This window comes from Rhizobium sp. KNZ2-6A (assembly GCF_056755475.1).
This window is the reverse complement of record NZ_JBNDIC010000001.1, coordinates 123409-146859: the sequence shown is the minus strand read 5'-3', so window position 1 is coordinate 146859 and position 23451 is coordinate 123409. Positions and strand designations below refer to the sequence as shown.

Sequence of the window (23451 nt, the reverse complement as noted above, 5' to 3'; positions counted from 1 at the left end):
CCACTGTGCCATAATATCGAGGCTTTGTCGAAGGCGAAAACGTGGCCTATAGGCGGCAAATTCGTGATGAAGGATAACTTCCCGTTATCGCCATTTGGTGATAGGAGCTTGCGGGATTCACGAGACGGAACGAATACGATTCCGCTATATGCTGGGGAAATGAACATGGCCGATCAGGAACAGGCGGAAATCAGGCTGATCGTGGCGCGGCTGCGCCAGGAGCACGAGGATTATGATACCGCAATCAATGCCATGATCCAGACGGGCTGCGATGCCCTTCGAATCCAGCGCATGAAGAAGAAGAAGCTCGTCATCAAGGACAAGCTGACCAAGCTGGAAGACCAGATTATCCCCGATATCATAGCGTGAGGAGCACAAAGCAACGATGATGACCGAAAGACCGCCTGTCGCCATCATCATGGGAAGCCAGTCCGACTGGGAAACCATGAAGAATGCCGCGGACACCTTAGAGGCGCTTGAAATCACCTATGATGCGCGCATCATCTCGGCTCATCGCACGCCCGACAGGCTGGTGAATTTCGCGAAGGGCGCGAGGGACGAAGGCTTCAAGGTCATCATCGCCGGCGCCGGCGGCGCGGCGCACCTGCCGGGCATGGCGGCATCCATGACGCCTCTGCCTGTCTTCGGCGTGCCGGTGCAGTCCCGCGCGCTGTCCGGGCAGGACAGCCTCCTCTCCATCGTCCAGATGCCGGCCGGCATTCCCGTCGGGACGCTGGCGATCGGCAAGGCCGGTGCCGTCAATGCCGCCCTTCTTGCCGCTGCCGTCCTGGCGCTCGGCGATGAAGAGATTGCCGACCGGCTCGACGAATGGCGCGCCCGCCAGAGTGCCGCGGTCGCCGAATATCCGATGGACGACCAATGAGCGCGAAGACGATCGGCATCATCGGCGGCGGCCAGCTCGGCCGCATGCTGGCCATGGCGGCTGCACGCCTGAATTTCCGCACCGTCATCCTCGAACCGCAGACGGATTGTCCCGCAGCCCAGGTCGCCAACGAGCAGATTGTCGCCGGCTACGACGATGCGGCCGCCCTTGCCGAGCTGGCCAGACGCTGCGATGTCGTGACCTATGAATTCGAGAATGTCCCGGTTTCCGCCGCCGAGGCGCTTGCCTCGCAGATAGCCGTCTATCCGCCGCCGAAGGCGCTGGAAATGGCGCAGGACCGGCTGACAGAGAAGCGGTTCATCAACGGCTGCGGCATTCCGACGGCCCGCTTCCACGCCGTCGATAGCCAGGCCGATCTCGAAAAGGCGCTGGCCGATTTCGGCGGACAAGGCGTGCTGAAAACCCGCCGCCTCGGCTATGACGGCAAGGGGCAACGCGTCTATCGCTCCTCAGCCGATAGCGCCGAGGGCGGCTATGCTGCCTTGGGCAACGTGCCGCTGATTCTCGAGAGCTTCGTTTCCTTCGAGCGCGAGATATCCATCATCGCCGCACGCGGGATCGACGGAGCGGTCGCCTGTTACGATCCTGCCGAAAACATCCATCGCAACGGTATCCTTCACACCTCGACGCTGCCGGCCAATATTTCCGCGCAGACGGCGATCGCCGCTCGCGAGGCGGCCGAGAAAATCCTCACAGCTCTCGGCTATGTCGGCATCATCGGCATCGAATTCTTCGCGCTGGCCGACGGCAGCCTGATCGCCAATGAAATGGCGCCGCGCGTGCATAATTCCGGTCACTGGACGGAAGCCGCCTGCGTCATCTCGCAATTCGAGCAGCATATCCGCGCCGTCGCCGGTCTGCCGCTCGGAAATCCCGAGCGCCATTCGAACTGCGTCATGACGAATCTGATCGGCGACGACATCGAAGCTCTGCCGGAATGGCTGCGCCTTGACGAGACGCTGGTACATCTCTACGGCAAGACCGAAGCGCGGCCGGGCCGCAAAATGGGGCATGTCACACAGCTTCTGCGCTGAGAGCCGTGGGAAAAAGCCCCTGACATGGTTGACAGGCCCAGTATGACAGGGTATTTGCTCCCCACCCTAAAGAGCGCGCCCCGAGCGCGCTTTTGATTGTTAAAGATACGGGCGAATGTGACATTCCCCCTCGAACATCGCGGATCAGAAAAATGAAGATCAAGAATTCGCTCAAGTCGCTCAAGGCGCGTCACCGTGACAATCGTCTGGTTCGCCGCAAGGGCCGCATCTACATCATCAACAAGCTGAACCCGCGCTACAAGGCTCGTCAGGGCTGATATAGCGCGGCTCGGATCCTTTGGATCGGAGCTCAGTTTTAGTTGATCGCATCAAATTTGGTTTTGATCTTCGACATTGGCGGGCTACTATGCCCGCCATGCGAGTTTTTGCTTTGCCATATCTAGCCCTGCCGATTCTGCTGGCTCTGACGGCCTTCGCCCCCCACGCGACGTTGGCGGATGAACCGAGCATAGTGGAGAAGAAGGGTCCCAGTGATTCCTCCGGCAGCCTGTCGCCGAAGCAGCAGCTCAACAATCTCTTCACGGCGCTGAAGCGCCAGCGTGATCCCGATCAGGCAAGCCTGATCGCAGATCAGATCAACGCCGAACTCAGCGATTCCGGCAGCGCCACGATCAATCTCCTGATGCAATGGGCCGGCAAGGCCATCCAGGACAAGCGCAATGCCGCCGCCATGGACTATCTCGATCAGGTGATCTCGCTGAAGCCAGACTATGTCGAAGGCTGGAATCGTCGTGCGACGCTGAATTTCGCGATCGGCGACTATCGAAAGTCGATGGAAGACATCAATCAGGTCCTCCGGATAGAGCCGCGCCATTTCGGCGCGTTGGCCGGCATGGCGGCGATCCTGACCGAAGGCGGCAATGATGCGCTCGCGCTCAAGGCTTGGGAGCGCTTCCTGGAAGTATATCCGGCGAATCGGTCGGCTCAGGAAGAAGCCGGTAAGCTCTCGGAAAAGGTTGCCGGCAGCCGCACCTGATATCGTAGCCGAAGGCTCTCCCCTTCTGAAATCGCATTGGCCTTCATCGAAACCAAATTGGAAGGGATGAAAAGCCGCAGGAATGCGCTAGATTAGTGTCTTACGATATTTGATCCGTGCCGCAATGTTCGATTCTCTTCTCGCCGCCATTGTCATGCTCCTTGCCGCTGCTGCGGGCTTTTCCGCCTACAAGACACGCGCCATCGAGCAGACCTATCCCAATATCGGCGAACTCACCGATATCGGCGGCTACCGCCTGAACGCCGTGCATCTGCCACACCCGGCGACAGCGGACCTGCCGGCTCTGGTCTTCATCCACGGTGCCAGCGGCAATCTGCGCGATCAGTTCGAGGCCTTTGCGGCACCTTTGAGTGGCCGCGCTGAAATGCTGTTCGTCGATCGTCCCGGTCATGGCTATTCCGAACGCGGGACCGCCGAAAATGCCCTTCCCTCCGGCCAGGCCGACGCTATCGCCAGGCTGATGGATAGGCGCGGCATCAAGAGTGCCGTCATCATCGGTCATTCCTTCGGCGGTGCCATCGCCGCCGCCTTCGGCATGCGCCATCCCGAAAAGACCAAGGGCCTGCTCTTCCTCGCTCCGGCGACTCACCCCTGGCCCGGCGGCGTCGACTGGTATTATACGCTCGCCGCCATGCCCGTCTTCGGTTGGCTCTTCACCCAGCTCTTCGTCATTCCGATCGGCCTACGTCGGGTCGATACCGGTACGCTCAACATCTTCCACCCGAACACGCGACCGATAGATTATATCATGAAGACGGCTCCGGAACTCGTGTTGCGGCCACAGACCTTCCGCAACAATGCAATCGACGTGGTCAATCTCTTTGCCTATGTCTCAACTCACGCACCGCGCTACGGCGAGATCAAGGCGCCCACCGTCATCATCACCGGCGACAGCGACGATATCGTGCTGGAGGAATTGCATTCGCGCGGGCTTGCGCGGGATATCGCCGGTGCCGAACTCATCACCATCCGCAATCTCGGCCACAAGCCCGATTATGTGACGACGGATGTTGCGATCGCAGCCATCGAACATCTGGCAGGCCAGCCGCGCGACCTGGAGATACTGGCGGCCGAGGCCGAAATCCGTATAGCCAGCCTGCCGAAGGAACCTTCCGAATCCCGCGCCGTCTCTCAGGCCGTAACGACATCATAGTCTGGCGTATCCTCGAATATCCGGCTTTGCTGCACGGTGTCGACCGTCTGCCGTACGGCCTGCAGCATGATTGATGCCAGCCGTTCCGTTGCCGGGCTCGCCTCCGCCTCGGCGCGATGCAATACGAGATCGAGCTTCGGCAGGGCCGGTAAACCGGCCTCCCCCGGCGTCAGCTGCCGTACCTTACTTGGTAAGCCGAGCGGGGTGCGCAGCGCCAGGCCGAGGCCTGCCGCCGTGGCCGCCCAAAGGCCGCCGAGGCTCGGGCTGACGAAGGATATCCGCCAGCCGATGCCGGCGCGATCGAGCGCCTTCGTGGCGATAGTCCGCAGCAGACAGGGCGCCTCGAGCGAGGCCAACGGCATGATCTCGCCGCTGTCGGCGTGCCAATGCACCGCGCCATTTGCCGGACCGACCCAGCAGAATGGTACTTCGGCGATACGATCGGTATGCGCCGTGCGAAAACCGTCACTCCAGGCAAGCGCCAGATCGAGCTTGCCAGACGTCACGCGCTCGACCAGCTCGGCATTGCGCACCACACGCGCCTCGATGCGCACTTTTGGATGCGCGCGTGCGAAACGGCCAAGCACCTCAGGCAGCAGCGTTTCTCCGAAATCCTCCTGCAAGCCGAGCCGCACCCAACCTTCCAGCTCCGTCCCATGCAGCGCCGTGGCCGCTTCGTCGTTCAAATCAAGCAGCCGCCGTGCATAGCCAAGCATCGCCTCGCCGGCCTCCGTCAGCGCCAGTCCTCGCCCAGCCTTGCGAAAGATCGGCGTACCCGCCTGCTCTTCCAGCTTCTTGAGCTGGGCGCTGATCGCAGACGTCGAACGCCCGAGTCTGTCGGCTGCCTTGGCATAGCTGCCAAGATCCATACCGGTGACAAAGCTGCGCAGCACATCGAGATCGAAGATAATCTTCCGCATGGACAATCATCCATATTTTTGGGACTATAAATCCAGAATTATCTGATTTTCAGGATTATTATCTGCTGGCATTCTATGCTCGTCAAGTGACACGGAAACAGGAGCATCCCATGCCATTCACCCGCATCACCCTTCTGCGCGGCAAGTCGCCGGAATATCTGAAGGCGCTGTCCGATAATTTTCACCGCGCCATGGTCGAAGCCTTCGACGTGCCGCCAACCGATCGCTTCCAGGCCATTCATCAGTTGGAGCCGCATGAACTCGTCTTCGATCGGACTTATTTCGCCAGCACTCCGCGCTCGGATAATTACATCTTTTTCGACGTCACGATCGGCAAGCCGCGCAGCACCGAGGTCAAGAAAGCCTTTTATCGTCGGGTCGCCGAGCTGCTTGGCGATGCACCCGGCATCCGTCCCGAGGACATCATGATCACCATCACGACGGCGACGCGCGAGGACTGGTCCTTTTCCGACGGCATCGCGCAGATGATCGAGCAGGTTTGAGAAACATGCCTCAGACCACATCCACCCCATCGCCCGCCATTCACCGTGCCGGCACGAACATGCGATCATCACCCGAGGGCATCGCCACCGCTTCCTTCTGGGTGGAGCCGCTCGTGGAGAATGGTGAGAATGGCGGCCTGACCGCGATGCGCTGCGCCCTCGAGCCTGGCGTGATGACACGCTGGCACACGCATCCGCACGGACAGATCCTCTATGTTCTGTCCGGCATCGGGCTTGCAGAACGTTTCGGCGGTTCCGCCGAAGAGTTGCGGGCCGGCGACTGCATCAGCTTCGCACCGAACGAACGCCACAGGCACGGTGCGGCAGCGGAAAGCACCTTTTCCTATATCAGTATCCAGGCGGCGCAGGATGGCAGCGCCGTGACCTGGCTGGAGGAATGAGCAATGATCGCCATGCAGTATAACTTTCCCCTTCCCGCGGATTACGACATGGCGATTATCGATCGCCGCATCCGCGACAAGGGTCCCCTGCTCGACAATCTCCCGGGCCTGAAGTTCAAGGCCTATCTCACAGCGAGAAAGGGCGATGTGATGACGGGAAGCCGGGAAAATCTCTACGCTCCCTTTTACGTCTGGCAGCAGGAGGAAGGCATGAGCGACTTCGTCTGCGGCCCCGGCTTCGTGGCCTTGACCGAGAGCTTCGGCCGCCCCCGGGTCAACACATGGATCGTCTGGCACGCCGATACATCGGCGGATATCCGCAGCGCCGGCTTCGCCGCGCGTGAGGTGGTCGCAATCGACGCCGAAACCTCGCTTGCCGAACTCCGCGCGAACGAGACCGAAACCGCAGCACAATCCATATCGAATGGCGGCGCCCTCGCCTCGGTCGTGGCTTTCGAGCCGACCTCTTGGACGCTCGTGCGCTTCCGCCTCTTGGCCGAGCCGCCCAAACATCCGGCTCGATCCGGTCTGCAGAGCTATAATGTCGGGCATCTCTCGCTGCCTGGCGCTGCCTGAAGTGTCACGGAGACAATCTCCTTGTTTCAAAGGAAAGCGGCGCGCTTTATGGATGGAAAACCTTTCTAAATCAGAAGAGTGATCCCTCCATGGTCGATATCGCAATGATCGAAGCCGCCCGCACTCGCCTCGGCGGCCGGGCTCGGCGCACGCCGCTTCTCTCCTCGCCCTTTCTCGATGAGATTGCCGGGCGCCCCCTGTTCGTGAAAGCCGAATGCCTGCAGCATTCCGGCTCCTTCAAGTTTCGCGGCGGCTGGTCGGCGGTCTCGGCGCTGGAGCCGGCCGTGCGTTCGCGAGGCGTCATTGCCTTCTCGTCCGGCAACCATGCGCAGGGCGTTGCGCTGGCAGCAAAGCTGCACGGCATCCCCTCGGTCATCATCATGCCGACGGACGCTCCAAAGCTGAAGATCGCCAATACCCGCGCCTTCGGCGCCGAAGTCGTGCTCTATGATCGCGTCAAGGAAGATCGCGATGGGATCGGCGCGCGAATCTCAAAGGAGCGTAACCTGACGCTCATCAAGCCCTTCGACGAACCGCAGGTGATCGCCGGCCAGGGAACGACGGGACTGGAGATCGCCGAACAGGCGGCCGAAGAAGGCATCGAGGCTGCGAGCGTACTGGTTCCCTGTGGTGGTGGCGGGCTGACCTCGGGTATCGCACTGGCGCTCGAATCCCGCGCGCCGGGCTTCAAGGTGCGCCCGTGCGAACCGGAAAATTTCGACGACACCGCCCGTTCGCTCGCCTCGGGCAAGATCGAACGCAATGCCGCGCTGCAAGGCTCGATCTGTGATGCCATCATCAGCCCGCAGCCGGGCAACATCACTTTTCCGATCATGAAACGCCTTTGCGGACCCGGCCTAGTTGTCACGGATGAAGAGGCACAAAAAGCCATGGCGCTCGCCTTCACTCGGCTGAAGATCGTCGTGGAACCGGGCGGCGCCGTCGCGCTGGCTGCGGCACTCTTCCATAACAAAGATATCGACGGCGATACGGTGATCGCCGTCACGTCGGGCGGCAATGTCGACCAAGAAGTTTTCGAGGCGGCACTGAGCCGTCAATAACCTTAGTTCACGGCGCGACGATAAAGCGCCAGCGAGCCGGCAAGAGCCAGCAGCGCGCCGCCACAGGCGCGCTCGAGCCATTTCGCCCCTTCCGATTTCAGAACACGAACGGCCTGCGAGCCGAACACCGCATAGCCGAACATGATCGTGAAATCGAGCGCAGCAAAGATCGCGCCAAGAACCACATATTGCTGCAGCTGCGGCGCGGAGGGATCGATGAACTGCGGCAGGAAGGCCGAGAAGAAGAGATAGCCCTTGGGATTGGTGACGGCGACCATGAAGCTCTTGAGGCCAATGGCAAAGGCCGTGCCCTTCGGCTGGCTCGCGCTCGCCTGCAACGCGCCGTCGATGCTCCCCTTCGAACGCAGCATCATGATGCCGAGAAAGGCGAGATAGGCTGCACCCACCCATTTCAGGGCCGAGAACCAGAATTCGGAAGCCGCAAGCAGGGCACCAAGGCCGATGGTGACGGCGCTGATCAGGACGACATCGGACAGCACCGCGCCGACCATGCCTGGCAAGGCGCGCCTGACCCCGAAACGCGAACCATTGGTCAGCGCCAGAAGCACGGTCGGCCCCGGCGTCGCAATACCGATAAAGGAAACGGCGGCAAAGGCGAGCAATGTGGTGAGATGCATGGGGTCCCTCCTCTTGAAGTAAGGGAGGTTTGCATGTGGTGGGGTGGTTAGCAAGTGTCTGCTTGCTTCCAGTCTGCCGCACCTCTGATACCCCCCTCTGTCGCTGCCGCGACATCTCCCCCACAAGGGGGGAGATTGGTAGCTCGCGGCACCGATGGTCTTCAAATGAACATTGAGTTCGCAGAATCTGCTGTTTATCGATTTGGGAAGAACGGGCAGCAGGCTCCTAACGATCTCCCCCCTTGTGGGGGAGATGTCACGATAGTGACAGAGGGGGGTGCTCCACAAACTCGAACGTCGATGGGACGCCCCGATTTACCCCACCAATCCCGCATCCTTCGCAGCCAGCGCCCCGATGGCCGACCAGTCCAGCTCCTCGCCGCCATGGGCAAGCAGGGTCAGGAAGCGATCACGCAGCAGGCTCGCCAATGGCAACGGCACATTGAGCGCCTCGCCGGCAGCCAGTGCCAACCGAACATCCTTCTGCCCGAGCGGTGCGGTGAAGCCGGCCGGCTGGAACTTGCGATCGGCGATCAGCCCGCCATAGGTCTTGTACACAGGCGCGTTGAAGAGCGTCGATGTCAGCAGATCGAGATAAGCATGCCGGTCGACACCGCCCTTCTCCACCAACGCCATGGCTTCACCGAGCGACTCGATGACGGCGGCGATGAGGAAATTGCCGCTGAGCTTGACGAGATTGGCGGCCTTCGGCTCCTCGCCCAGCACGAAAGTACGTTGACCAATCGCCTCGAAGAGCGGCGCGACTGACTGGATGGCATCGGGCGAACCCGCTGCAGCAACGAAAAGCTTTGCCGCGGCGGCAGCTTCCGGACGGCCGAAGACGGGTGCGGCAACGAAGCGCTGGCCAGCGGCGGCATGTTCCCCGGTCAGCCGTTCGGACATGGCAACGCTGATCGTGCTCGCGGAGATATGAACCGCACCCTTGCCAAGGCTCGCAAGGACGCCGCCATCGCCGTGAACGACGGCCGACAGCGCATCGTCATGGGCAAGCATGGTGAAGACGGCCTCACCGCCGCAAGCCTCCGCCACCGTTCCGGCAACTTTCGCGCCCTCGCCGGCCAGAGCCTCTGCCTTGTCCCGCGAGCGATTATAGACCGTCACCTCATGCCCAGCCTTGACGAGATTGACCGCCATGGCGCTGCCCATGTGACCCAATCCGATAAATCCGACTTTCATTGGCATATCTCCTTCTCAATCCGCCTGCTCAGGGGGATCGCAGGCGCTTCGGCTACAAGAAAAAACCCGCCGTCTTTCGACAGCGGGTTTCGGATATTTCAGGGTGCTGCCGGCTCGGATGTCGGCAATCACACGCCGGACTGGCCGTCCGAACCGATATAGGCAATGCGCAGCATGTTGGTGGCGCCGGGCGTACCGAGCGGCACGCCGGCCGAAATGATGATGCGGTCGCCCGGCTTGCCGAAGCCTTCTTCGGCAACGATGCGGCAGGCATTGTTGACCATGTCGTCGAGATCGGTCGCATCATGCGTGACCACACAATGCATGCCCCATACGACGGAGAGGCGACGCGCCGTCTGGATGATCGGCGACAGCGCCAGGATCGGAACCTGCGGGCGCTCGCGCGAGGCACGCAGGCCTGTCGTGCCCGACGAGGTGTAGCAGACGATGGCGGCGAGCTTCAGCGTTTCGGCGATCTGGCGGGCGGCGAGCGAGATCGCATCGGCGCCGGTCGCTTCGGGAAGGGCGCGCTGGGCATAGATGATGCCCGGATAATGCGGCTCGCGCTCGATGGTGCCGGCGATCGAGGCCATCATGGAGACGGCTTCGACCGGATAGTCACCGGAGGCGGATTCCGCCGAGAGCATGACGGCATCGGCGCCTTCGAAAACGGCGGTCGCAACGTCGGAGACTTCGGCGCGGGTCGGAACGGGCGCGGAGATCATCGATTCCAGCATCTGCGTGGCGACGACCACCGGCTTGCCGGAGCGGCGGCAGGCGCGGATCAGCTGCTTCTGAATGCCGGGAACGGCCTCCAGCGGCATTTCAACGCCGAGGTCGCCACGGGCCACCATCAGCGCGTCGGAAAGCTCGATGATTTCCTCGATGCGCTCGACGGCCTGCGGCTTCTCGATCTTCGACATCAGGCCGACGCGGCCATGGGAGATCTTGCGGACCTCAATCAGGTCTTCGGGGCGCTGAATGAAGGAGAGCGCTACCCAATCGACTTCGTTGGTGGCGAGAACGGCATCGAGGTCGACGCGGTCCTTGTCGGTCAGCGCACCGACGCCGAGCAGCGTATCGGGCAGGCTGACGCCCTTGCGGTCCGAAATCTTCGAGCCCGAAATGACCGTTGTGACGATGCTCTTGCCATCGCACTTCTCGGCACGCAGCGCCAGCTTGCCATCGTCGATCAGCAGGCGATGGCCGGGCTGGACCGATTCCAGGATTTCAGGATGCGGCAGGAACACGCGCGTGTTGTCGCCAGGCGTATCCTGATTGTCGAGCGTAAACGTCTGGCCGGGCTTGAGATCGACCTTGCCTTCGGCAAATTTGCCGACGCGCAGCTTGGGACCCTGCAAGTCGGCGAGAATGCCGATCGGACGGCCACAGCGGGCTTCGACGGCACGAATACGCTGGATCAGCGTGCGCATCACATCATGGCTGGCATGGCTCATGTTGATGCGGAACAGGTCCGCCCCAGCCTGATGGAGCTTCTGGATCATCTCCTCAGAAGAGGAGGCCGGACCGAGCGTTGCGAGGATTTTGACTTTGCGGTTGCGTATCATCAATTCTGGCTTTCTTGGCTGCCCGAGGTATCGGAGAGCTGAACCATCCAGCTCGCCTGACGCCCCGTGTCGTATTCCTTGAACCCCATCTTTTGGTAGCCACGAGCGTAGCAGTCCTTCACGCCTGGGATTTTGAATTCATTTTCCGCCACGCACATTTCGACGTCGCCCGTCCAGCGGCCGCCGCGAGCCGCATCTTCTGCGTAGAGATAATAATAGCGGGACTGAAGCGGCCCCTCGATCAGCGTGGCGCAGGTGGTCGCCGGAACCTGCCACCATCCCTCCGTCACCCAGCCATCCTTCGCGCGATAGCCGATCGCGACACCGACGAGATTTTGCGTGCCGTTGCAAACGCGGAAGTCGGCATGAGCCGCATTTGGCATGAGGAAGAACGGCGCTGCCGCGGCGAGAATGAGGAAGGCGATTCGGGCGAGCGGACCTGACCGCTTAACGAAACGTGGCGCGACTTGGCTGGACACGGCTTCCAATTGGCTCCCGGTTATTCGTTGTTGCGTCTTCTTGCGCCGCCATCCCATGAATGTCAACGCAACTCTAATCGATTATATTTTCTTCACGGAGTGGTAACGACGCCCCGCGCCGCTCCTCATCCGATCGAAGCTGCAAACCTTGCACCTTCCATCCACACATGCAATCAAACAAAGAGTTGAAAATTTCGATAACCGACAATCCGCATGACCGACTTCAGACCATTCGAAATCATATCCGGCAATCGTGACAAAGGCATGGTCATTCTCGGCGATCACGCCATGCGGCATCTGCCCGAGCGCTATGGCAGCCTCGGCCTGCCGGAAGCCACCTTCTCCCGCCACATTGCCTATGATATCGGCATCGAAAACCTGTGCCGCAATCTCTGCGAGAGGTTGGATGTGCCGGGTGTGCTCGGCGGTTTTTCCCGCCTGCTGATCGACCCAAACCGCGGCGAGGACGACCCGACCCTGATCATGAAGATCTCGGACGGCGCAATCATCCCAGGCAATCATCTGATCACGGATGAAGAGTGGAACCATCGTATCCAAACCTTCCATCGCCCCTACCACAATGCCGTCGACGAGACGATTTGTGCGGTGGCCGACATGACGGGAAAGGCACCCCTGGTCCTGTCGCTGCACTCCTTCACGCCGGCATGGAAGGGCGTTCCTCGGCCCTGGCATGCGAGCGTGCTCTGGGACAGCGATGATCGCGCCGTCGTGCCGCTCCTTGCAAAGCTCGGTGCCGATACCAATCTCGTTATCGGAGACAATGAGCCGTATGACGGTGCCCTGCGCAACGACACCATGTTCCGCCATTGCATGATGAAGGGCATTCCGCACGCGCTGCTGGAGGTCCGGCAGGATCTGATCAGCGATGAAGCCGGTATCGCCGAATGGACCGACCGGCTGGCACCGATCTTCGCCGAGATCAACGCCGATCCGGCTCTGCATGAGTATAAACGCTACCCTTCGCGCACCGGTCCTTACAAGGCATGACGCCGCGAGTGAACCGAGGAGAATAGAGATGACCAGGCTCACCAAGGAACAAGAGACCGAGCTCGAGGCCGCCGCCTTCCGCCGTCTCGTGGCACATCTGCGCGAACGCGGCGACGTTCAGAACATCGACCTGATGAACCTTGCCGGCTTTTGCCGCAACTGTCTCTCCAACTGGTATCGTGAAGCGGCCGAAGAGGCCGGCCTGCCCGTCAGCAAGGACGAGTCGCGCGAGATGATCTACGGCATGCCCTATGAGGATTGGAAAAACCTGCACCAGAAAGAAGCCTCGCCTGTGCAAAAAGCCGCTTTCGAGCAGAACAAGCCAAAAGATTAACCGTCCCTTCACCAATCCGGCTTGACCTTGCGCGCCATTCGCGGCACGTCAACTGCCCGATCCAATTCGAAATACCCGCGCAGGCCGTGAAGCGATGTGCCGTATCGGTGCCCCACCGATCTCATTGCGACCGGCTGCAAGCGACCCTTTGAGACCCACTAGGAGAAGTGCATGGAAGAGAACAGCGTCGAGAACGTGGCTGCGGCGGAACTGCGTCAATTCATCGAGCGCATCGAGCGCCTGGAAGAAGAAAAGGCCGCGATCGGCAGCGACATCAAGGATGTGATGGGCGAAGCCAAGGGCCGCGGCTACGACACCAAGGCGATCCGCACCATCATCCGCCTTCGCAAGAAAGACGCGAATGAGCGTCTGGAAGAAGAATCCATTCTGCAGACCTATATGGCTGCGCTCGGCATGGAATAATCAAGGCGCTCATCAGCCTTGCGAGACGATCGGGAGCCGGCTTGCCGGCTCCTTTCTTTTTGAGCGAGTTACTCTGCGAAAAGGCGACCGATCAGCTCCGCGGTGCTGCCCTGCCAGAGTTCGCCCTTGCCGGTTCCCGACCAGAGAGAGAGGAAATCCGGCGATCCCTTTGCCGTCGATGCGCCGCGCATGTCCCGGGTGAACTTGTTTTGTGCGGGAAAGGGAAGAATAGCGTCCGGCTTCCCGTCCATCTCATCCATGAAGCGATTTTCGATGCCGCGTGCGAAGCGGCCCGAAAAGGCGCGTGTCGTGCGCGTCCTGCGCTCGGAGGTTTCGACAAGCTTCCTGCGATAGGGTGCCGATGTTCCGGCTTCCGCGCAGGCAAGGAAGGCCGTGCCCATCTGGACGGCCTGCGCGCCCGCCTGCAGCGCGGCCCGAATATCGCCAGACGTCATGATGCCGCCGGCGGCGATCAGCGGCAGACGGATGACGCCGACGCATTGCGCCAGGAGATCGCGCATCCCGATTTCCGGATCCGCTGCCCCGGCATCGAAAATGCCGCGATGCCCACCCGCTTCGAAACCCTGCAGCACGATCGCATCCACGCCGCTGTCTTCCAGAGCCCTCGCCTCCTCAAGCGTCGTTGCCGTGCCGATCAGCGGAATGGCAGCCTTTTTCGCTTCGCGGACATGGTCGGTGGAGAGCAGACCGAAGACGAAGCTGAAGCAGGCAGGCTTGACGCGTAGAACAGCTTCGAACTGCGCGTCGAAATCCTCCTCATAGGGAGCCTCAAGCTGCGGCGAAGGCAGTTCCAATTCCTGCCGATAGCGAGCGGTCGCTTCCACGGCGCGTTGAACGCGCTCGGCCGCAACGTCGGCGATCGAATGTGGAATGAAGAGGTTGATCGAAAATGGCTTGTCGGTTCGCTGGCGCACCTGGTCCGCAAAGGCTTCGATGGCCGCGTCATTGGAATAGGCGCCTCCCATGGCACCGAGCGCGCCCGCAGCCGACGCAGCCGCCACGAGCTCCACCGATGAAGGACCGCCAGCCATTGGCGCGACGATCAGCGGGTGCTTCAAACCGAGTTGACGAAAGAGATTGCTGTCCGCGGCAGCCGGCATATCCATCTTCCTTTCGGGAGTGTCTGTTCCGTCTCAATGCAACATAGGTGCGGGCACGGCGCTTTCCCAGGATCGGGCGAGAGCGTTGCTGGATCTCACTCCAGCACCGTTGCACCCGGCTCGTCGCCGGGACGTTCACTGACATTGGTCATCACAACAACTCCGACGGTTCGGGTGACTATGCGATCTCAAAAGTCAGAGCCCGGCGGGGGAGCCGATATGCATTTCCCGCCGGGCATCGATCAAAGTCCGGTTAAAGCCCGACGCGGATCTGCGTTTCCCCTCAGAACAGGCGGTCCAGCCACTCATGCTTGTCGGGCGCGCGGCCGAACTGGATATCGGTCAGCGCGGCCTTCAGGCGCAGGGTCGTAGCACCAGCTTCACCATCGCCGATGGTGAAGCCGTACTTGCGGCCCTTCAGCTTGCCGATCGGCGTCACCACAGCTGCCGTGCCGCAGGCGAAGGCTTCGCTCAGGCGTCCGCTCTCGACATCGGCCTGCCACTGCTCGATCGAATAGGGCTCTTCGCGAACGGTCAGGCCCATGTCGCGTCCGAGCTTGATCAGCGAGTCGCGCGTGATGCCCGGCAGGATCGTACCGCCGAGCGGCGGCGTCTGCAGCGAGCCGTCCTTGAAGACGAAGAAGATGTTCATGCCGCCGAGCTCTTCGATCCAGCGCTTTTCGACGGCATCGAGGAAGACGACCTGATCGCAACCTTCACGCTGGCCTTCGGCAAGTGCGGAAAGGCTTGCGGCGTAATTGCCGCCGCATTTGGCAGCACCGGTGCCGCCGGGAGCCGCGCGCGTGTAATTCTCGGAAAGCCAAAGCGTAACCGCCGACCCGCCGCCCTTGAAGAAGGAAGCAACGGGAGAGGCAATGACGCAAAAGATGTAGTCGGTCGCGGGCCTTGTGCCCAGCGCGACTTCCGTGCCGATCATGAACGGCCGGAGATAGAGCGAAGATCCCTCGGCGGTCGGAATCCACGCGCGATCGATCTTGACCAACTCGCGGACGGACTCGACGAACATATCCTCAGGCAAAGTCGGCATCGCCAGCCGCTCGGCCGAATTGTGGAAGCGCCGCGCGTTGGCGCTCGGGCGGAAGAGTGCCGCACCGCCATCGGGCAGATGGTAGGCCTTCATGCCTTCGAAGATTTCCTGCGCATAGTGAAGCACCACAGTCGCGGGATCGAGAGCCAGCGCCTTGCGCGCCTCGATCTTGGCGCCATGCCAGCCGCGATCCTGCGAATAGCGGATCGTCACCATGTGATCGGTGAAGATGCGGCCGAAACCCGGATTTTGCAGCAGCGCTTCGCGCTCGCTGGCCGTTGCGGGGGTCGAGTTTTTCTCGACGTCGAAAGTCAGTTTGCCGCCGTTGCTCATGGCTCCTCCAATGCTTCATTTATCGCGGCTTTCACCGCCCATCTCCCGAAGGATGGTTTAAATCAAATCGGGTGGTATTTGATTGCGTTTACGCCTGTTCCGGCGCAAGTTTAAGAGTGATTTTCAGAAATTCATGGGCAAATCGCCATTTCCCGCCCGCGACCGGCGCGCCCCTTTCCTCAACCTCCTGTCACAGCGCTTTAGCGGCGGCTTCAGCGGCGGCAGCGCCGGTCTCATAAGCACCATGCGCCGTCGAATATCGCGCTCTCGAACAGGCTTCGCCGGCGAAGAACAACCGATCGTCCCGGGCGGCGGCCAAGACCCCGCGAAGATCGGACGCACCGGGCCTCGCATAGGAATAGGAACCGCCGACGAAGCGCTCACCCGCCCATGCGGATATGATGAGGGGCGACAGTTTCGCGCCGACATCCGAACCGAAAACGCGCTTCAACTGTTCCACCGAAAAAGCAAACATCGCCTCCATGCCTTGCCGTTCCAGATCAAGCGCAAGATCGCCGGCAAAATAGGCTTCGATGACAGGTGCGCCGAACGGCTTCAGCTGATAGGCGCCTGTCCGGCGGCTGTGCTGCGATCCCATGACATGCGTATCGTCGGGAAACATATCGGGGTCGGCGATGCGAATGAAGAGCTTGTTGGCCAGCCCGAGCGGCAGACGCGACGCGGCCTCGATCTTTTCGGGCAGCGGCGGCCAGAAGGCGATGCGTTCGGCAGCGAGCACATTGGTGGAGACCGTGACGATGACGGCCTTTGCCCGCAGCTCGCCCTTGCTCGTGGAAAGCACGACATGGCCGGCACCACTATGGTCGATGCGGCTGACCTCGACGCCAAGGACGGTCGGCACCGGCAGGCCATAGGTCGCAACCAGTGTTCCGTAGCCCTGCCGCACCCGCCAATCCGGGCCGGGACCGGGATCATAGCGGCCAAGATCGATCACGGATGACTTATCGAGCTCTCCCCCGGTCATGAATGCCCCGACAGCATGAATCCGTTCGCTCCATGGATCGTCGGGCGCCACCAGGGTCGAAAGATCCGCATCGTCCTCGCCTTCATAGGCATAGGCGCGCTCGAAAAATCCGTTCACCGCCGCTCCGGCAGCCTTTACCTCGGGATCGTCCTGCTCAAGCCGATGCCCGCCATCGCTCCAGGGCGCGGGCGTGCGATCGACGGTCAAGCCGACCTCTTCGGCGATCCCGGTCCAGGCGTTGGTTCGCGCGCCATGCAGCCAGCCGCAGCCGAGATCGAGCGCGGTTCCATCCGCGCCGAACGGATGGATGGTACGAGCGCGGCCACCGACCCGATCGGAGGCTTCCAGCAATAGGATGGAGAGATCCGGGCGAAGCCGCTGCAATTGCCGGGCAGCGCCCACACCGGCGGCTCCGGCGCCGATCACAGCGACGTCGACCTCGCCGCCTTTCCAGGACTCGATGGGCATTCCAATTCCTCTGCGCACTAGCGCCCGAGAGCGATCCGGCCGCGCGCGACGATAGACGATAAGAGGCCCGCCAATCCGCCAGCGCGAGCACTCGCTTTCATCTGTAGCCGACCTCGACGCGGCATGTAAACGGGCGCGACGACGGCGATACCAAATTGCCGCATTGAGCTGAAACGGCGAATGTCGTACGTGCTTCATCCAGACAGATAATGGAGAGAGATCATGCGCAAGCGGGTCTTCGCAACAACACAACGGCCGGTGCGCAGTTCATGCGCCGTCCCGTTGATGTCCTCAGCTCCTACTCTGCCTGGATACTTAGTTTTGGAGGCAAGGATGCCGACACAGCTCAATAAGACGGCGGCGGGCCGCCGCGCCACGTTCAAGTCCCGCCGGCAGACGCCGATGTTCACCAAAGAATGGTCCATTCCGGCGATTCTCACCGTCTTTCTGCTCGGTGTCTGCGGCCTGATCGCCTATTTCACATGGACCCTCATGCCGCCGGCAACGCCGGTAAGGAACCATGTCGGCAGTCCCATCACGCTCAGCGACACCAGCAGCCAGCCCGTCGCGGAGCCCGCTCCAGCACCGAAAAGACAGCCATAACCGGTGCCGCCGCGAATTAGAGCATTTCCAGGAAAAGCGAAAAAGCTCTAGGTGTGTAGTCCCCGAGTGTGATGGTGCATCATTGATCCTGAGTCGTCAGGAAGAGGATGCATTATGGGAAGTATTCTTCACGGCAGCGCCCGCACGACGCCGCGTCTTCGAGCCGAACTCCAAGCGTCGCAAGAAAGCACCCGGTCCCTTGCCGCCCGCTACGGCCTGAACCCGAAGACCGTCGCCAAATGGCGGGAGCGGACCACGACGGCCGATGCGCCGATGGGGCCCAAGTCACCCAAGAGCACAGTGCTGACACCGGCTGAGGAAGCCATCGTCGTAGCTTTCCGGCAGAAGACGCTGCTGCCACTGGATGACGTGCTGGGCTGCCTGCGCGATACCATTCCCCACCTCAGTCGCAGTGCGCTGCACCGCTGCCTGCAACGCCACGGCATATCCCGACTGCCCGTCGAGGAAACCAAGGAGCGGCGTAAGCGGTTCAAAAGCTACGAGATCGGTTACGTCCACATCGACAGTTGCGAACTGCGCCATGCCGACGGGAAGCTGGTCATGTTCCTGGCCATCGATCGGGTTTCGAAGTTCACCCATGTCGAGTTCCATGACTGCGCCGGAAAAATGGAAGGCGCGGCCTTCCTCCGGAACGTGGTGGATGTCTTCCCTTACAAGATCCATACCGTGCTTACCGACAACGGCATGGCCTTTGCCGACCTTCCGAAAAACCGCACCGGCCCCAGCCGCCGCTTCCTAGGCCCGCACATCTTCGACCGTGTCTGCATCGCCAACGGCATCGAGCATCGGCTGACCAAGCCCTACCATCCTTGGACGAATGGCCAAGCCGAGCGGATGAACCGCACCATCAAGGACGCCACCGTCAAGGTCTACCACTATGACGATCTGGATAGTCTCAAGGCCCATGTCCTGGCCTTCGTCACCGCTTACAACTTCGCCAAACACCTCAAGGCGCTGCGATGGCGAACACCCTATCAGGCAATCTGCGACGCCTGGACAAAGGACCACTCAATCTTCAAAATTAACCCGCACCAGCTCATTCCGGGACCGCACACCTAACGACAGCCCTATCCGAGAATGCATTTCCGAACGAAATGCATCCAGCTGTCATTGCGCCGGATGGTTGCGCGCGGCAAGCCGAACGGATCGTCGGCCGATCGCGCGCGGCCGCGGCGGGTCGTCGTCGCGGCACTATAGCCCGCCTCATAGGTCAGCACCCGGTCGAGCGGCGTTTCGTCGCCATAGGGGAAGCAGAAGGACGAGATGCCCTCGTCGAGCAGGTCTTCCAGCAGCTCGCGCGAATGCGTGATCTGGCGGCGCGCCTCTTCCATCGGCAATCGCGGAAGGCGCACGTGATCGAGCGTGTGCGATCCTACCTCGTGCCCCAGGCTATGCCAGTGGCGCAACTGCTCCACCGACATGCAGGGCGCATGCGCCACGCCGATGGGCGTATCCCAGACGTTGCTGCCGCCGATCTGGTTCACCACCACGAAATTCGTGGCCGTGAAGCCGAATTCCTGCAGTACCGGCAAGGCATTCTCATAGACATTGGCATAGCTGTCGTCGAAGGTGATGGCGGCGACCTTGCCGGTTTTTTCACCCCGGATGTAGGGCATTGCCTCACGCAGCGTCATACCCTGAACGCCAAGCCTTTTCAGCCATTCCATCTGGCGATGGAAGGCTTCGGGATGGACGACCATACTTCTGAACGGCGCCTTGCGCGACGGCGGCACCGCAATCTGATGATAGGCGAGAATTGGAACGGTCACGATTGGCGTCTCAGATGAAGCGGCGTGAACGGAGGGCTATTTTCGCGCGATAGAGGGGCCGCAGCACCTCCCTGGAAAGCCGCTCCGCCAACGTCCTGTCGCTTTTAATGGTGCTGCCGCCGAGCTGCGGGGAAATTTCATGCACCCCGCCCGGCAGGACCGCCAGCGGGGATACGCGGGTGAACCAGCTCATCTGCACGGTCGTATCCACGGGCCGATCAAAAACCGCTGTCGCCTCCAGCAGGCGGATGGCCGCATCGCGGCTGACAAGCTGGGCCACCATGCCGAGACCGATCCGGGTCGGCTGAATGACATTGGTCTGCCCCTCGGAGAGAACGCACGTGCCGTGCTCCTTGCCCATGCGGAATGGGAAACGAATGAACGAACCCGGCTTCAGGCAAGCCTTGGCTGCGGCAAAGGCAGTCCGGAACGCATCGTCGACCTCGACGTCATCCTCGAAGACGAGACCGGCGTCGATTCCCTGCTCGACGATGGCAGCCCATGCCTTGCGGTGCGACAGGAAACAGGCGATTTCGCCAATGCTCATTTCGAAGGGATAATATGGCTTCTGCAGTCGGCGGCGATAGACGCGCTCGACCTCGTTGTCCGTCAGCTTGCGGCCGTCGACCGCTTCGATGATCTCGCTTGGCACCGGAAGCCTGGCCGCAAGCCGCTCGACCTGAGGCATGCGGTCGCGGGCGCGCTCCAGATGGATGATGAAGCCGCGAATGACGGGCTGTTTGGCTTCTTCCAGTCTCGCGCCGACGGAACTGGACGCATGATCGAACTCGAATCCCGTATGAGATCTTTCGAGCGGCATCGCCGAAGACGGGTTGAATTCGTAGGTTTGCATTGAGAATACCTCGGTCAATTTCGCGAGGCTCTAGCAACCGTGAATGAAAGCGGGCTTAGGCAAGCCTGAGCTGAAACTGAAAACGGTTGTTTTCGATCGATCTGACAACTGAAAGAAGGTTAGACGAGCAGGCTGATGCGCCCGCTCGCCATCTTGTCGTCGACCCAGCGGCGCTCATCCAGCCAGGCATGACGCTTCCATCCTTCCCAGCTGAAGCCGCACAGCTTCACGTCCCACTCGTCGGCGGGCAAACGCGACAGAACATAGCGGATGCCGAAAAAACCGGTGCTCGGAAAGAGTTGGCGCATCCGGCATTCGCTCACGCCAAGTTCCGTACAGCCTTCAATATAAAATTGCGGCGGCATGATGCGGATCTCCTTGCCGGCAGCGCCGACAAGTTCGATCGTCCGCATCGTCCAGTCGCCTCTCCTGCCTTTCAGGCGCGAAAGGAAATTGGGCTTGGGGTGATATTTGCTGATGATGGCGGGATGGTAAGCAAGCACGACCTCCTTTGCGGCCTTGAAGGTGGCGCTGGTCAGGAAGGCCGGATCCGTCAGCCGGCGTTGCATCGGCTTGCTCGAGGCTGCGAGCATCAGAATATCGGTGCGCGATCCGCTCATCCCGATCGACGCCTTCGGCTCGTTGAAGCGCATCGTGAAATCCGCTCTATCCACGATCTCCGAGAGATCGCGCGGCAGCTTGCCATTGCCGATGATGATTGCCGTCTTTCGGTTCAAACGCGGATATCCAGCCTTGCAAAGACTGCCGCCCTAATCCGGCTGAATGAAGTGACGCTGAATGACGCGTGAGGCCAAGATGAATAAAGGCTGACTTGAACCTGAAAACGGATGCGGTGTCACCTGCGAGCAACAGCACTGCATCTCCGCTATATCCGCCATATGCAAAGGGAGCCCAAGCGGCTCCCCAGAACTGCATGGAGCAGAAATCTCAGCCTATTCGACCGAATTGAACTTCTTCACCTGGAGGAAATTCACGGCGGAACCGCTGAAACGTTCCGGATCGATCGATGCCGTCTGCATCTTGAAGCCATCCGTATAGACGGCGGTCGGCTGGGCACGCAGCGTCGGGCTGACGAAACGCGGCGCCTTGACCGGGCGATTGACGATCTCGACACGGGCCTTGGCGATCGCCCACTGCGAAATCATCTTCTCCGTCAGGGTCGGCGCGGTCGTCACGGTAGCCCGGCCAGCATCGGCCACTACCGCATCCTGCTTGCTCGGACGCGAACCCTTGGTCGCGATGCCGGCGGCAATCGGACGTTCCTGCGGCGTCACCGTATCGAAGCTGTCATTGAAACGACGGCTGCTGGCTTTGACCTCGTTGCGGATCGGCGCGAGCGCCGCCACCTGCATCGGCATCTGCTGCGCGGGTCTCTGCTGCGGCAGGACCGAAGCGATAGCCTGCGCGGCACCGTTTCCGCCCGCGGCTCCATCATTGACGGGCGCGATCTGATCTTTCGAGGCAACATCGTTAAGCGGCGGCGCTACCGCAGCATTCGCATCGGACCGATCGGGTCGGCTCTGCTCGAGAGCGGCGACGACCGAGGGCGAAAGCGCGGCGACATCGGCCTCATCGTCAATCCCCTCCTGATCCGCGTCAGCGGATGCCAAAAGGTTTTCAGCAAGTTCGGGGCGCTGTGCCGGCACGGGTACGGAAGCGACCTGACCCTTCATGTCAGCCTCGGCCGAGGCCAGCTCGGCATCGCCAGGCGCACGCCGATCGAGCAAGGCCGGAACGGGTACGTGATAAGAGCGAAGATCGGCATATTGCTGCTGATCGTCCGTATTCGGCATCGCGGCGGCAAGCGCGTCCTGCGCGGCGTTACGCGACGGCGAGACAAGCGCGGACGCAACATCGCTGCCGGCAGGCTGATTGCCGAAGGCCGGACGAACCTGCGGAACGGGCGCGTTTACGCTTGCAACCTGAACTTGGGCCGGAGCTTCGACCGGAGCGGCGCTATCGTCACCCTCGTCGCTTGCGGCCGGAGCCGGCTGACCTTTACGCGTAGCCGAAGCGACGGCCACCGGTGCTGCCGCTACGCCGCTTTCCGCATTGTCCTCTTCCTCATCCGCACCGCCGCCGCCAAACAGGCGGGCAAAGAAGCCGCGGCGCGGCGACGAGGAGCTGGCGATCTGGATATCGTCGGACGACATGCGGCGCTTGTGATCGGCGACTGCCTGCTGATAGCCCGGCAGCGGCCGGCCGTCTGCCGGAATGTGCATGGTCTTGCCGTCCGGGAACAGGCGGACGAGATCCTGGCGATCCATGCGCGGCCAGGCGCGCACGCCGCCAACGTCCATGTGGACGAAGGGGGAGCCGGAGGTCGGATAATAGCCGACGCCGCCCACCTGCAGCTTCATGCCGAGCTCGCGTAGCTTGGTGAGCTTGACGTCGGGAATATAGAAATCCATCGCGTTGCCGAGCATGTGCTGGCTCTTCTTGGCAACGCCGGTATGGGAGGAACGCGTGCGCAGCATCTCGTTGGTGCCGGGCGAACGGAAGCCGCAAATCACGTAGATGAATTCATGCGAACCGCTTTCGCGGTAAACTTCCCAGATCAGGTCGAACAGGCGCGGATTCATCTTGGTCGGCTGATTCTTGCGCCAGTCGCGCAGGATGCGGTTCAGCTTCTCCAGGCCGTCCGGATCGAACTTGCCATTGCGCTTATAGGTGATGACGGCCTTTTCGCCGGTGTGGACGTAATAGATTTTGAGGCTGCGGGTTTCGCCACCGGCCTGCGAGGGAGTGCCGACGAAAACAGGGGTGGAAACGGCCAAAGCAAGGAGGCCAACGGCTGCAACCTTGGCCACCTTGCGAAATAAGTCCGAGCACGCAGAATGCCAGCTCAAGCTTTTAGGCTTGGTATTTCCACTCAGATTCGGCAATTCGATCCCCGTCCGACAGACAATGTCGCATCGTGTTCCAAATGGCTGTCAATTGCGGTGACACGATGGCAAAAATGCCACACATGGTCGCCCTCTTCATACATGGTGAACGATGCACTAACAAGTG

General features: G+C 61.3%; 27 protein-coding genes. 15 read left to right on the top strand and 12 right to left on the bottom strand.

The features are described from left to right. Positions 1 to 165: 165 nt before the first annotated feature. The 6 genes from ACPYOP_RS00670 (at position 166) to ACPYOP_RS00645 (ending at position 4109) form a co-directional block, all read left to right on the top strand. Positions 166 to 369 carry a YdcH family protein gene (locus ACPYOP_RS00670; protein ID WP_068400531.1) on the top strand — a complete coding sequence of 68 codons (204 nt, stop codon included), beginning with the start codon at positions 166 to 168 and terminating at the stop codon, positions 367 to 369. Between the two features lie 19 nt (positions 370 to 388). After that, positions 389 to 883, top strand: coding sequence for a 5-(carboxyamino)imidazole ribonucleotide mutase (purE, locus tag ACPYOP_RS00665; protein WP_481408614.1), 495 nt, complete (start codon positions 389 to 391; stop codon positions 881 to 883). After that, positions 880 to 1938, top strand: coding sequence for a 5-(carboxyamino)imidazole ribonucleotide synthase (locus ACPYOP_RS00660; RefSeq protein ID WP_481408467.1), 1059 nt, complete (start codon positions 880 to 882; stop codon positions 1936 to 1938). The genes purE and ACPYOP_RS00660 overlap by 4 nt, the downstream gene beginning before the upstream one ends. Before the next feature lie 152 nt (positions 1939 to 2090). Continuing rightward, positions 2091 to 2216, top strand: coding sequence for a type B 50S ribosomal protein L36 (ykgO, locus tag ACPYOP_RS00655; protein WP_003582204.1), 126 nt, complete (start codon positions 2091 to 2093; stop codon positions 2214 to 2216). An 89-nt stretch (positions 2217 to 2305) separates the two neighbouring features. Beyond that, on the top strand, positions 2306 to 2935 hold the full coding sequence (locus tag ACPYOP_RS00650) for a hypothetical protein (RefSeq protein ID WP_481408466.1): 630 nt from the start codon (positions 2306 to 2308) through the stop codon (positions 2933 to 2935). A gap of 124 nt (positions 2936 to 3059) precedes the next feature. Then, positions 3060 to 4109, top strand: a complete 1050-nt coding sequence (locus ACPYOP_RS00645; protein WP_481408465.1) for an alpha/beta fold hydrolase — start codon at positions 3060 to 3062, stop codon at positions 4107 to 4109. On the opposite strand, the gene ACPYOP_RS00640 is transcribed toward ACPYOP_RS00645, so the two are convergent. Continuing rightward, the gene (locus ACPYOP_RS00640) at positions 4088 to 5029 is read right to left on the bottom strand and encodes a LysR substrate-binding domain-containing protein (RefSeq protein ID WP_481408464.1); all 942 of its coding nucleotides are present in this window, start codon (positions 5027 to 5029) and stop codon (positions 4088 to 4090) included. The genes ACPYOP_RS00645 and ACPYOP_RS00640 overlap by 22 nt on opposite strands. Positions 5030 to 5139: 110 nt before the next feature. Here ACPYOP_RS00640 and ACPYOP_RS00635 point away from each other — a divergent pair, with 110 nt between their 5' ends. The 4 genes from ACPYOP_RS00635 to ACPYOP_RS00620 all read left to right on the top strand — a co-directional run bounded on the left by ACPYOP_RS00635 (position 5140) and on the right by ACPYOP_RS00620 (position 7570). Further along, the gene (locus ACPYOP_RS00635; protein WP_481408463.1) at positions 5140 to 5532 is read left to right on the top strand and encodes a tautomerase family protein; all 393 of its coding nucleotides are present in this window, start codon (positions 5140 to 5142) and stop codon (positions 5530 to 5532) included. 5 nt (positions 5533 to 5537) lie between these two features. After that, the gene (locus ACPYOP_RS00630) at positions 5538 to 5933 is read left to right on the top strand and encodes a cupin domain-containing protein (RefSeq protein ID WP_481408462.1); all 396 of its coding nucleotides are present in this window, start codon (positions 5538 to 5540) and stop codon (positions 5931 to 5933) included. A 3-nt stretch (positions 5934 to 5936) separates the two neighbouring features. After that, complete coding sequence (locus tag ACPYOP_RS00625) at positions 5937 to 6509, top strand: DUF4865 family protein (RefSeq protein ID WP_481408461.1); 573 nt, start codon at positions 5937 to 5939, stop codon at positions 6507 to 6509. 89 nt (positions 6510 to 6598) lie between these two features. Beyond that, positions 6599 to 7570 carry a threonine ammonia-lyase gene (locus ACPYOP_RS00620; RefSeq protein ID WP_481408460.1) on the top strand — a complete coding sequence of 324 codons (972 nt, stop codon included), beginning with the start codon at positions 6599 to 6601 and terminating at the stop codon, positions 7568 to 7570. Positions 7571 to 7572: 2 nt separating this feature from the next. Here the strand turns inward: ACPYOP_RS00620 and ACPYOP_RS00615 are convergent, their stop codons facing one another. The 4 genes from ACPYOP_RS00615 to ACPYOP_RS00600 all read right to left on the bottom strand — a co-directional run bounded on the left by ACPYOP_RS00615 (position 7573) and on the right by ACPYOP_RS00600 (position 11461). Next, positions 7573 to 8208 carry a LysE family translocator gene (locus tag ACPYOP_RS00615; RefSeq protein ID WP_481408459.1) on the bottom strand — a complete coding sequence of 212 codons (636 nt, stop codon included), beginning with the start codon at positions 8206 to 8208 and terminating at the stop codon, positions 7573 to 7575. Positions 8209 to 8523: 315 nt separating this feature from the next. Further along, positions 8524 to 9405 (bottom strand): NAD(P)-dependent oxidoreductase, encoded by an 882-nt coding sequence (locus tag ACPYOP_RS00610; RefSeq protein ID WP_481408458.1) that lies wholly within the window; start codon positions 9403 to 9405, stop codon positions 8524 to 8526. 128 nt (positions 9406 to 9533) lie between these two features. Further along, positions 9534 to 10973: a pyruvate kinase gene (gene pyk, locus ACPYOP_RS00605; RefSeq protein ID WP_481408457.1), complete on the bottom strand. Its 1440-nt coding sequence runs from the start codon at positions 10971 to 10973 to the stop codon at positions 9534 to 9536. Then, positions 10973 to 11461, bottom strand: a complete 489-nt coding sequence (locus ACPYOP_RS00600; protein ID WP_481408456.1) for a DUF1036 domain-containing protein — start codon at positions 11459 to 11461, stop codon at positions 10973 to 10975. Before ACPYOP_RS00600 ends, pyk begins: the two co-directional genes overlap by 1 nt. A 204-nt stretch (positions 11462 to 11665) precedes the next feature. Here ACPYOP_RS00600 and ACPYOP_RS00595 point away from each other — a divergent pair, with 204 nt between their 5' ends. From ACPYOP_RS00595 to ACPYOP_RS00585, 3 genes are all read left to right on the top strand, one after another. Next, on the top strand, positions 11666 to 12460 hold the full coding sequence (locus ACPYOP_RS00595; protein ID WP_481408455.1) for an N-formylglutamate amidohydrolase: 795 nt from the start codon (positions 11666 to 11668) through the stop codon (positions 12458 to 12460). A 28-nt stretch (positions 12461 to 12488) separates the two neighbouring features. Beyond that, positions 12489 to 12794: a DUF1244 domain-containing protein gene (locus tag ACPYOP_RS00590; RefSeq protein WP_481408454.1), complete on the top strand. Its 306-nt coding sequence runs from the start codon at positions 12489 to 12491 to the stop codon at positions 12792 to 12794. Positions 12795 to 12965: 171 nt separating this feature from the next. Further along, positions 12966 to 13217, top strand: coding sequence for a DUF2312 domain-containing protein (locus tag ACPYOP_RS00585; RefSeq protein ID WP_015341059.1), 252 nt, complete (start codon positions 12966 to 12968; stop codon positions 13215 to 13217). A 68-nt stretch (positions 13218 to 13285) separates the two neighbouring features. Here ACPYOP_RS00585 and ACPYOP_RS00580 read toward each other — a convergent pair whose 3' ends face one another. The 3 genes from ACPYOP_RS00580 to ACPYOP_RS00570 all read right to left on the bottom strand — a co-directional run bounded on the left by ACPYOP_RS00580 (position 13286) and on the right by ACPYOP_RS00570 (position 17172). Further along, a complete protein-coding gene (locus tag ACPYOP_RS00580; RefSeq protein WP_481408453.1) occupies positions 13286 to 14338 on the bottom strand; it encodes an NAD(P)H-dependent flavin oxidoreductase in 1053 nt (350 codons plus the stop codon). Positions 14339 to 14621: 283 nt separating this feature from the next. Further along, positions 14622 to 15719 (bottom strand): branched-chain amino acid aminotransferase, encoded by a 1098-nt coding sequence (locus ACPYOP_RS00575; protein ID WP_481408452.1) that lies wholly within the window; start codon positions 15717 to 15719, stop codon positions 14622 to 14624. A gap of 190 nt (positions 15720 to 15909) precedes the next feature. Then, entirely contained in the window at positions 15910 to 17172 is a 1263-nt protein-coding gene (locus ACPYOP_RS00570) for a flavin monoamine oxidase family protein (protein ID WP_481408451.1), read from the bottom strand. 333 nt (positions 17173 to 17505) lie between these two features. Here ACPYOP_RS00570 and ACPYOP_RS00565 point away from each other — a divergent pair, with 333 nt between their 5' ends. Next, positions 17506 to 17775: a hypothetical protein gene (locus tag ACPYOP_RS00565; protein ID WP_481408450.1), complete on the top strand. Its 270-nt coding sequence runs from the start codon at positions 17506 to 17508 to the stop codon at positions 17773 to 17775. Positions 17776 to 17889: 114 nt separating this feature from the next. Further along, on the top strand, positions 17890 to 18855 hold the full coding sequence (locus ACPYOP_RS00560; RefSeq protein WP_481408449.1) for an IS481 family transposase: 966 nt from the start codon (positions 17890 to 17892) through the stop codon (positions 18853 to 18855). Positions 18856 to 18863: 8 nt separating this feature from the next. Here ACPYOP_RS00560 and ACPYOP_RS00555 read toward each other — a convergent pair whose 3' ends face one another. From ACPYOP_RS00555 to ACPYOP_RS00540, 4 genes are all read right to left on the bottom strand, one after another. Further along, positions 18864 to 19565, bottom strand: coding sequence for a polysaccharide deacetylase family protein (locus ACPYOP_RS00555; protein ID WP_481408448.1), 702 nt, complete (start codon positions 19563 to 19565; stop codon positions 18864 to 18866). A gap of 10 nt (positions 19566 to 19575) precedes the next feature. Then, positions 19576 to 20418: a glycosyltransferase family 25 protein gene (locus tag ACPYOP_RS00550; RefSeq protein WP_481408447.1), complete on the bottom strand. Its 843-nt coding sequence runs from the start codon at positions 20416 to 20418 to the stop codon at positions 19576 to 19578. A gap of 119 nt (positions 20419 to 20537) precedes the next feature. Continuing rightward, complete coding sequence (locus ACPYOP_RS00545) at positions 20538 to 21155, bottom strand: hypothetical protein (RefSeq protein ID WP_481408446.1); 618 nt, start codon at positions 21153 to 21155, stop codon at positions 20538 to 20540. A 216-nt stretch (positions 21156 to 21371) separates the two neighbouring features. Continuing rightward, positions 21372 to 23324 (bottom strand): peptidoglycan L,D-endopeptidase MepK, encoded by a 1953-nt coding sequence (locus tag ACPYOP_RS00540; RefSeq protein ID WP_481408445.1) that lies wholly within the window; start codon positions 23322 to 23324, stop codon positions 21372 to 21374. Positions 23325 to 23451 lie beyond the last annotated feature (127 nt).

Coding starts and splice junctions, on each gene's coding strand:
- ACPYOP_RS00670 (WP_068400531.1), top strand. CDS start 166: ATGGCCGATCAGGAACAGGCGGAAATCAGGCTGATCGTGGCGCGGCTG.
- purE (WP_481408614.1), top strand. CDS start 389: ATGACCGAAAGACCGCCTGTCGCCATCATCATGGGAAGCCAGTCCGAC.
- ACPYOP_RS00660 (WP_481408467.1), top strand. CDS start 880: ATGAGCGCGAAGACGATCGGCATCATCGGCGGCGGCCAGCTCGGCCGC.
- ykgO (WP_003582204.1), top strand. CDS start 2,091: ATGAAGATCAAGAATTCGCTCAAGTCGCTCAAGGCGCGTCACCGTGAC.
- ACPYOP_RS00650 (WP_481408466.1), top strand. CDS start 2,306: ATGCCCGCCATGCGAGTTTTTGCTTTGCCATATCTAGCCCTGCCGATT.
- ACPYOP_RS00645 (WP_481408465.1), top strand. CDS start 3,060: ATGTTCGATTCTCTTCTCGCCGCCATTGTCATGCTCCTTGCCGCTGCT.
- ACPYOP_RS00640 (WP_481408464.1), bottom strand. CDS start 5,029: ATGCGGAAGATTATCTTCGATCTCGATGTGCTGCGCAGCTTTGTCACC.
- ACPYOP_RS00635 (WP_481408463.1), top strand. CDS start 5,140: ATGCCATTCACCCGCATCACCCTTCTGCGCGGCAAGTCGCCGGAATAT.
- ACPYOP_RS00630 (WP_481408462.1), top strand. CDS start 5,538: ATGCCTCAGACCACATCCACCCCATCGCCCGCCATTCACCGTGCCGGC.
- ACPYOP_RS00625 (WP_481408461.1), top strand. CDS start 5,937: ATGATCGCCATGCAGTATAACTTTCCCCTTCCCGCGGATTACGACATG.
- ACPYOP_RS00620 (WP_481408460.1), top strand. CDS start 6,599: ATGGTCGATATCGCAATGATCGAAGCCGCCCGCACTCGCCTCGGCGGC.
- ACPYOP_RS00615 (WP_481408459.1), bottom strand. CDS start 8,208: ATGCATCTCACCACATTGCTCGCCTTTGCCGCCGTTTCCTTTATCGGT.
- ACPYOP_RS00610 (WP_481408458.1), bottom strand. CDS start 9,405: ATGAAAGTCGGATTTATCGGATTGGGTCACATGGGCAGCGCCATGGCG.
- pyk (WP_481408457.1), bottom strand. CDS start 10,973: ATGATACGCAACCGCAAAGTCAAAATCCTCGCAACGCTCGGTCCGGCC.
- ACPYOP_RS00595 (WP_481408455.1), top strand. CDS start 11,666: ATGACCGACTTCAGACCATTCGAAATCATATCCGGCAATCGTGACAAA.
- ACPYOP_RS00590 (WP_481408454.1), top strand. CDS start 12,489: ATGACCAGGCTCACCAAGGAACAAGAGACCGAGCTCGAGGCCGCCGCC.
- ACPYOP_RS00585 (WP_015341059.1), top strand. CDS start 12,966: ATGGAAGAGAACAGCGTCGAGAACGTGGCTGCGGCGGAACTGCGTCAA.
- ACPYOP_RS00580 (WP_481408453.1), bottom strand. CDS start 14,338: ATGCCGGCTGCCGCGGACAGCAATCTCTTTCGTCAACTCGGTTTGAAG.
- ACPYOP_RS00575 (WP_481408452.1), bottom strand. CDS start 15,719: ATGAGCAACGGCGGCAAACTGACTTTCGACGTCGAGAAAAACTCGACC.
- ACPYOP_RS00570 (WP_481408451.1), bottom strand. CDS start 17,172: ATGCCCATCGAGTCCTGGAAAGGCGGCGAGGTCGACGTCGCTGTGATC.
- ACPYOP_RS00565 (WP_481408450.1), top strand. CDS start 17,506: ATGCCGACACAGCTCAATAAGACGGCGGCGGGCCGCCGCGCCACGTTC.
- ACPYOP_RS00560 (WP_481408449.1), top strand. CDS start 17,890: ATGGGAAGTATTCTTCACGGCAGCGCCCGCACGACGCCGCGTCTTCGA.
- ACPYOP_RS00550 (WP_481408447.1), bottom strand. CDS start 20,418: ATGCAAACCTACGAATTCAACCCGTCTTCGGCGATGCCGCTCGAAAGA.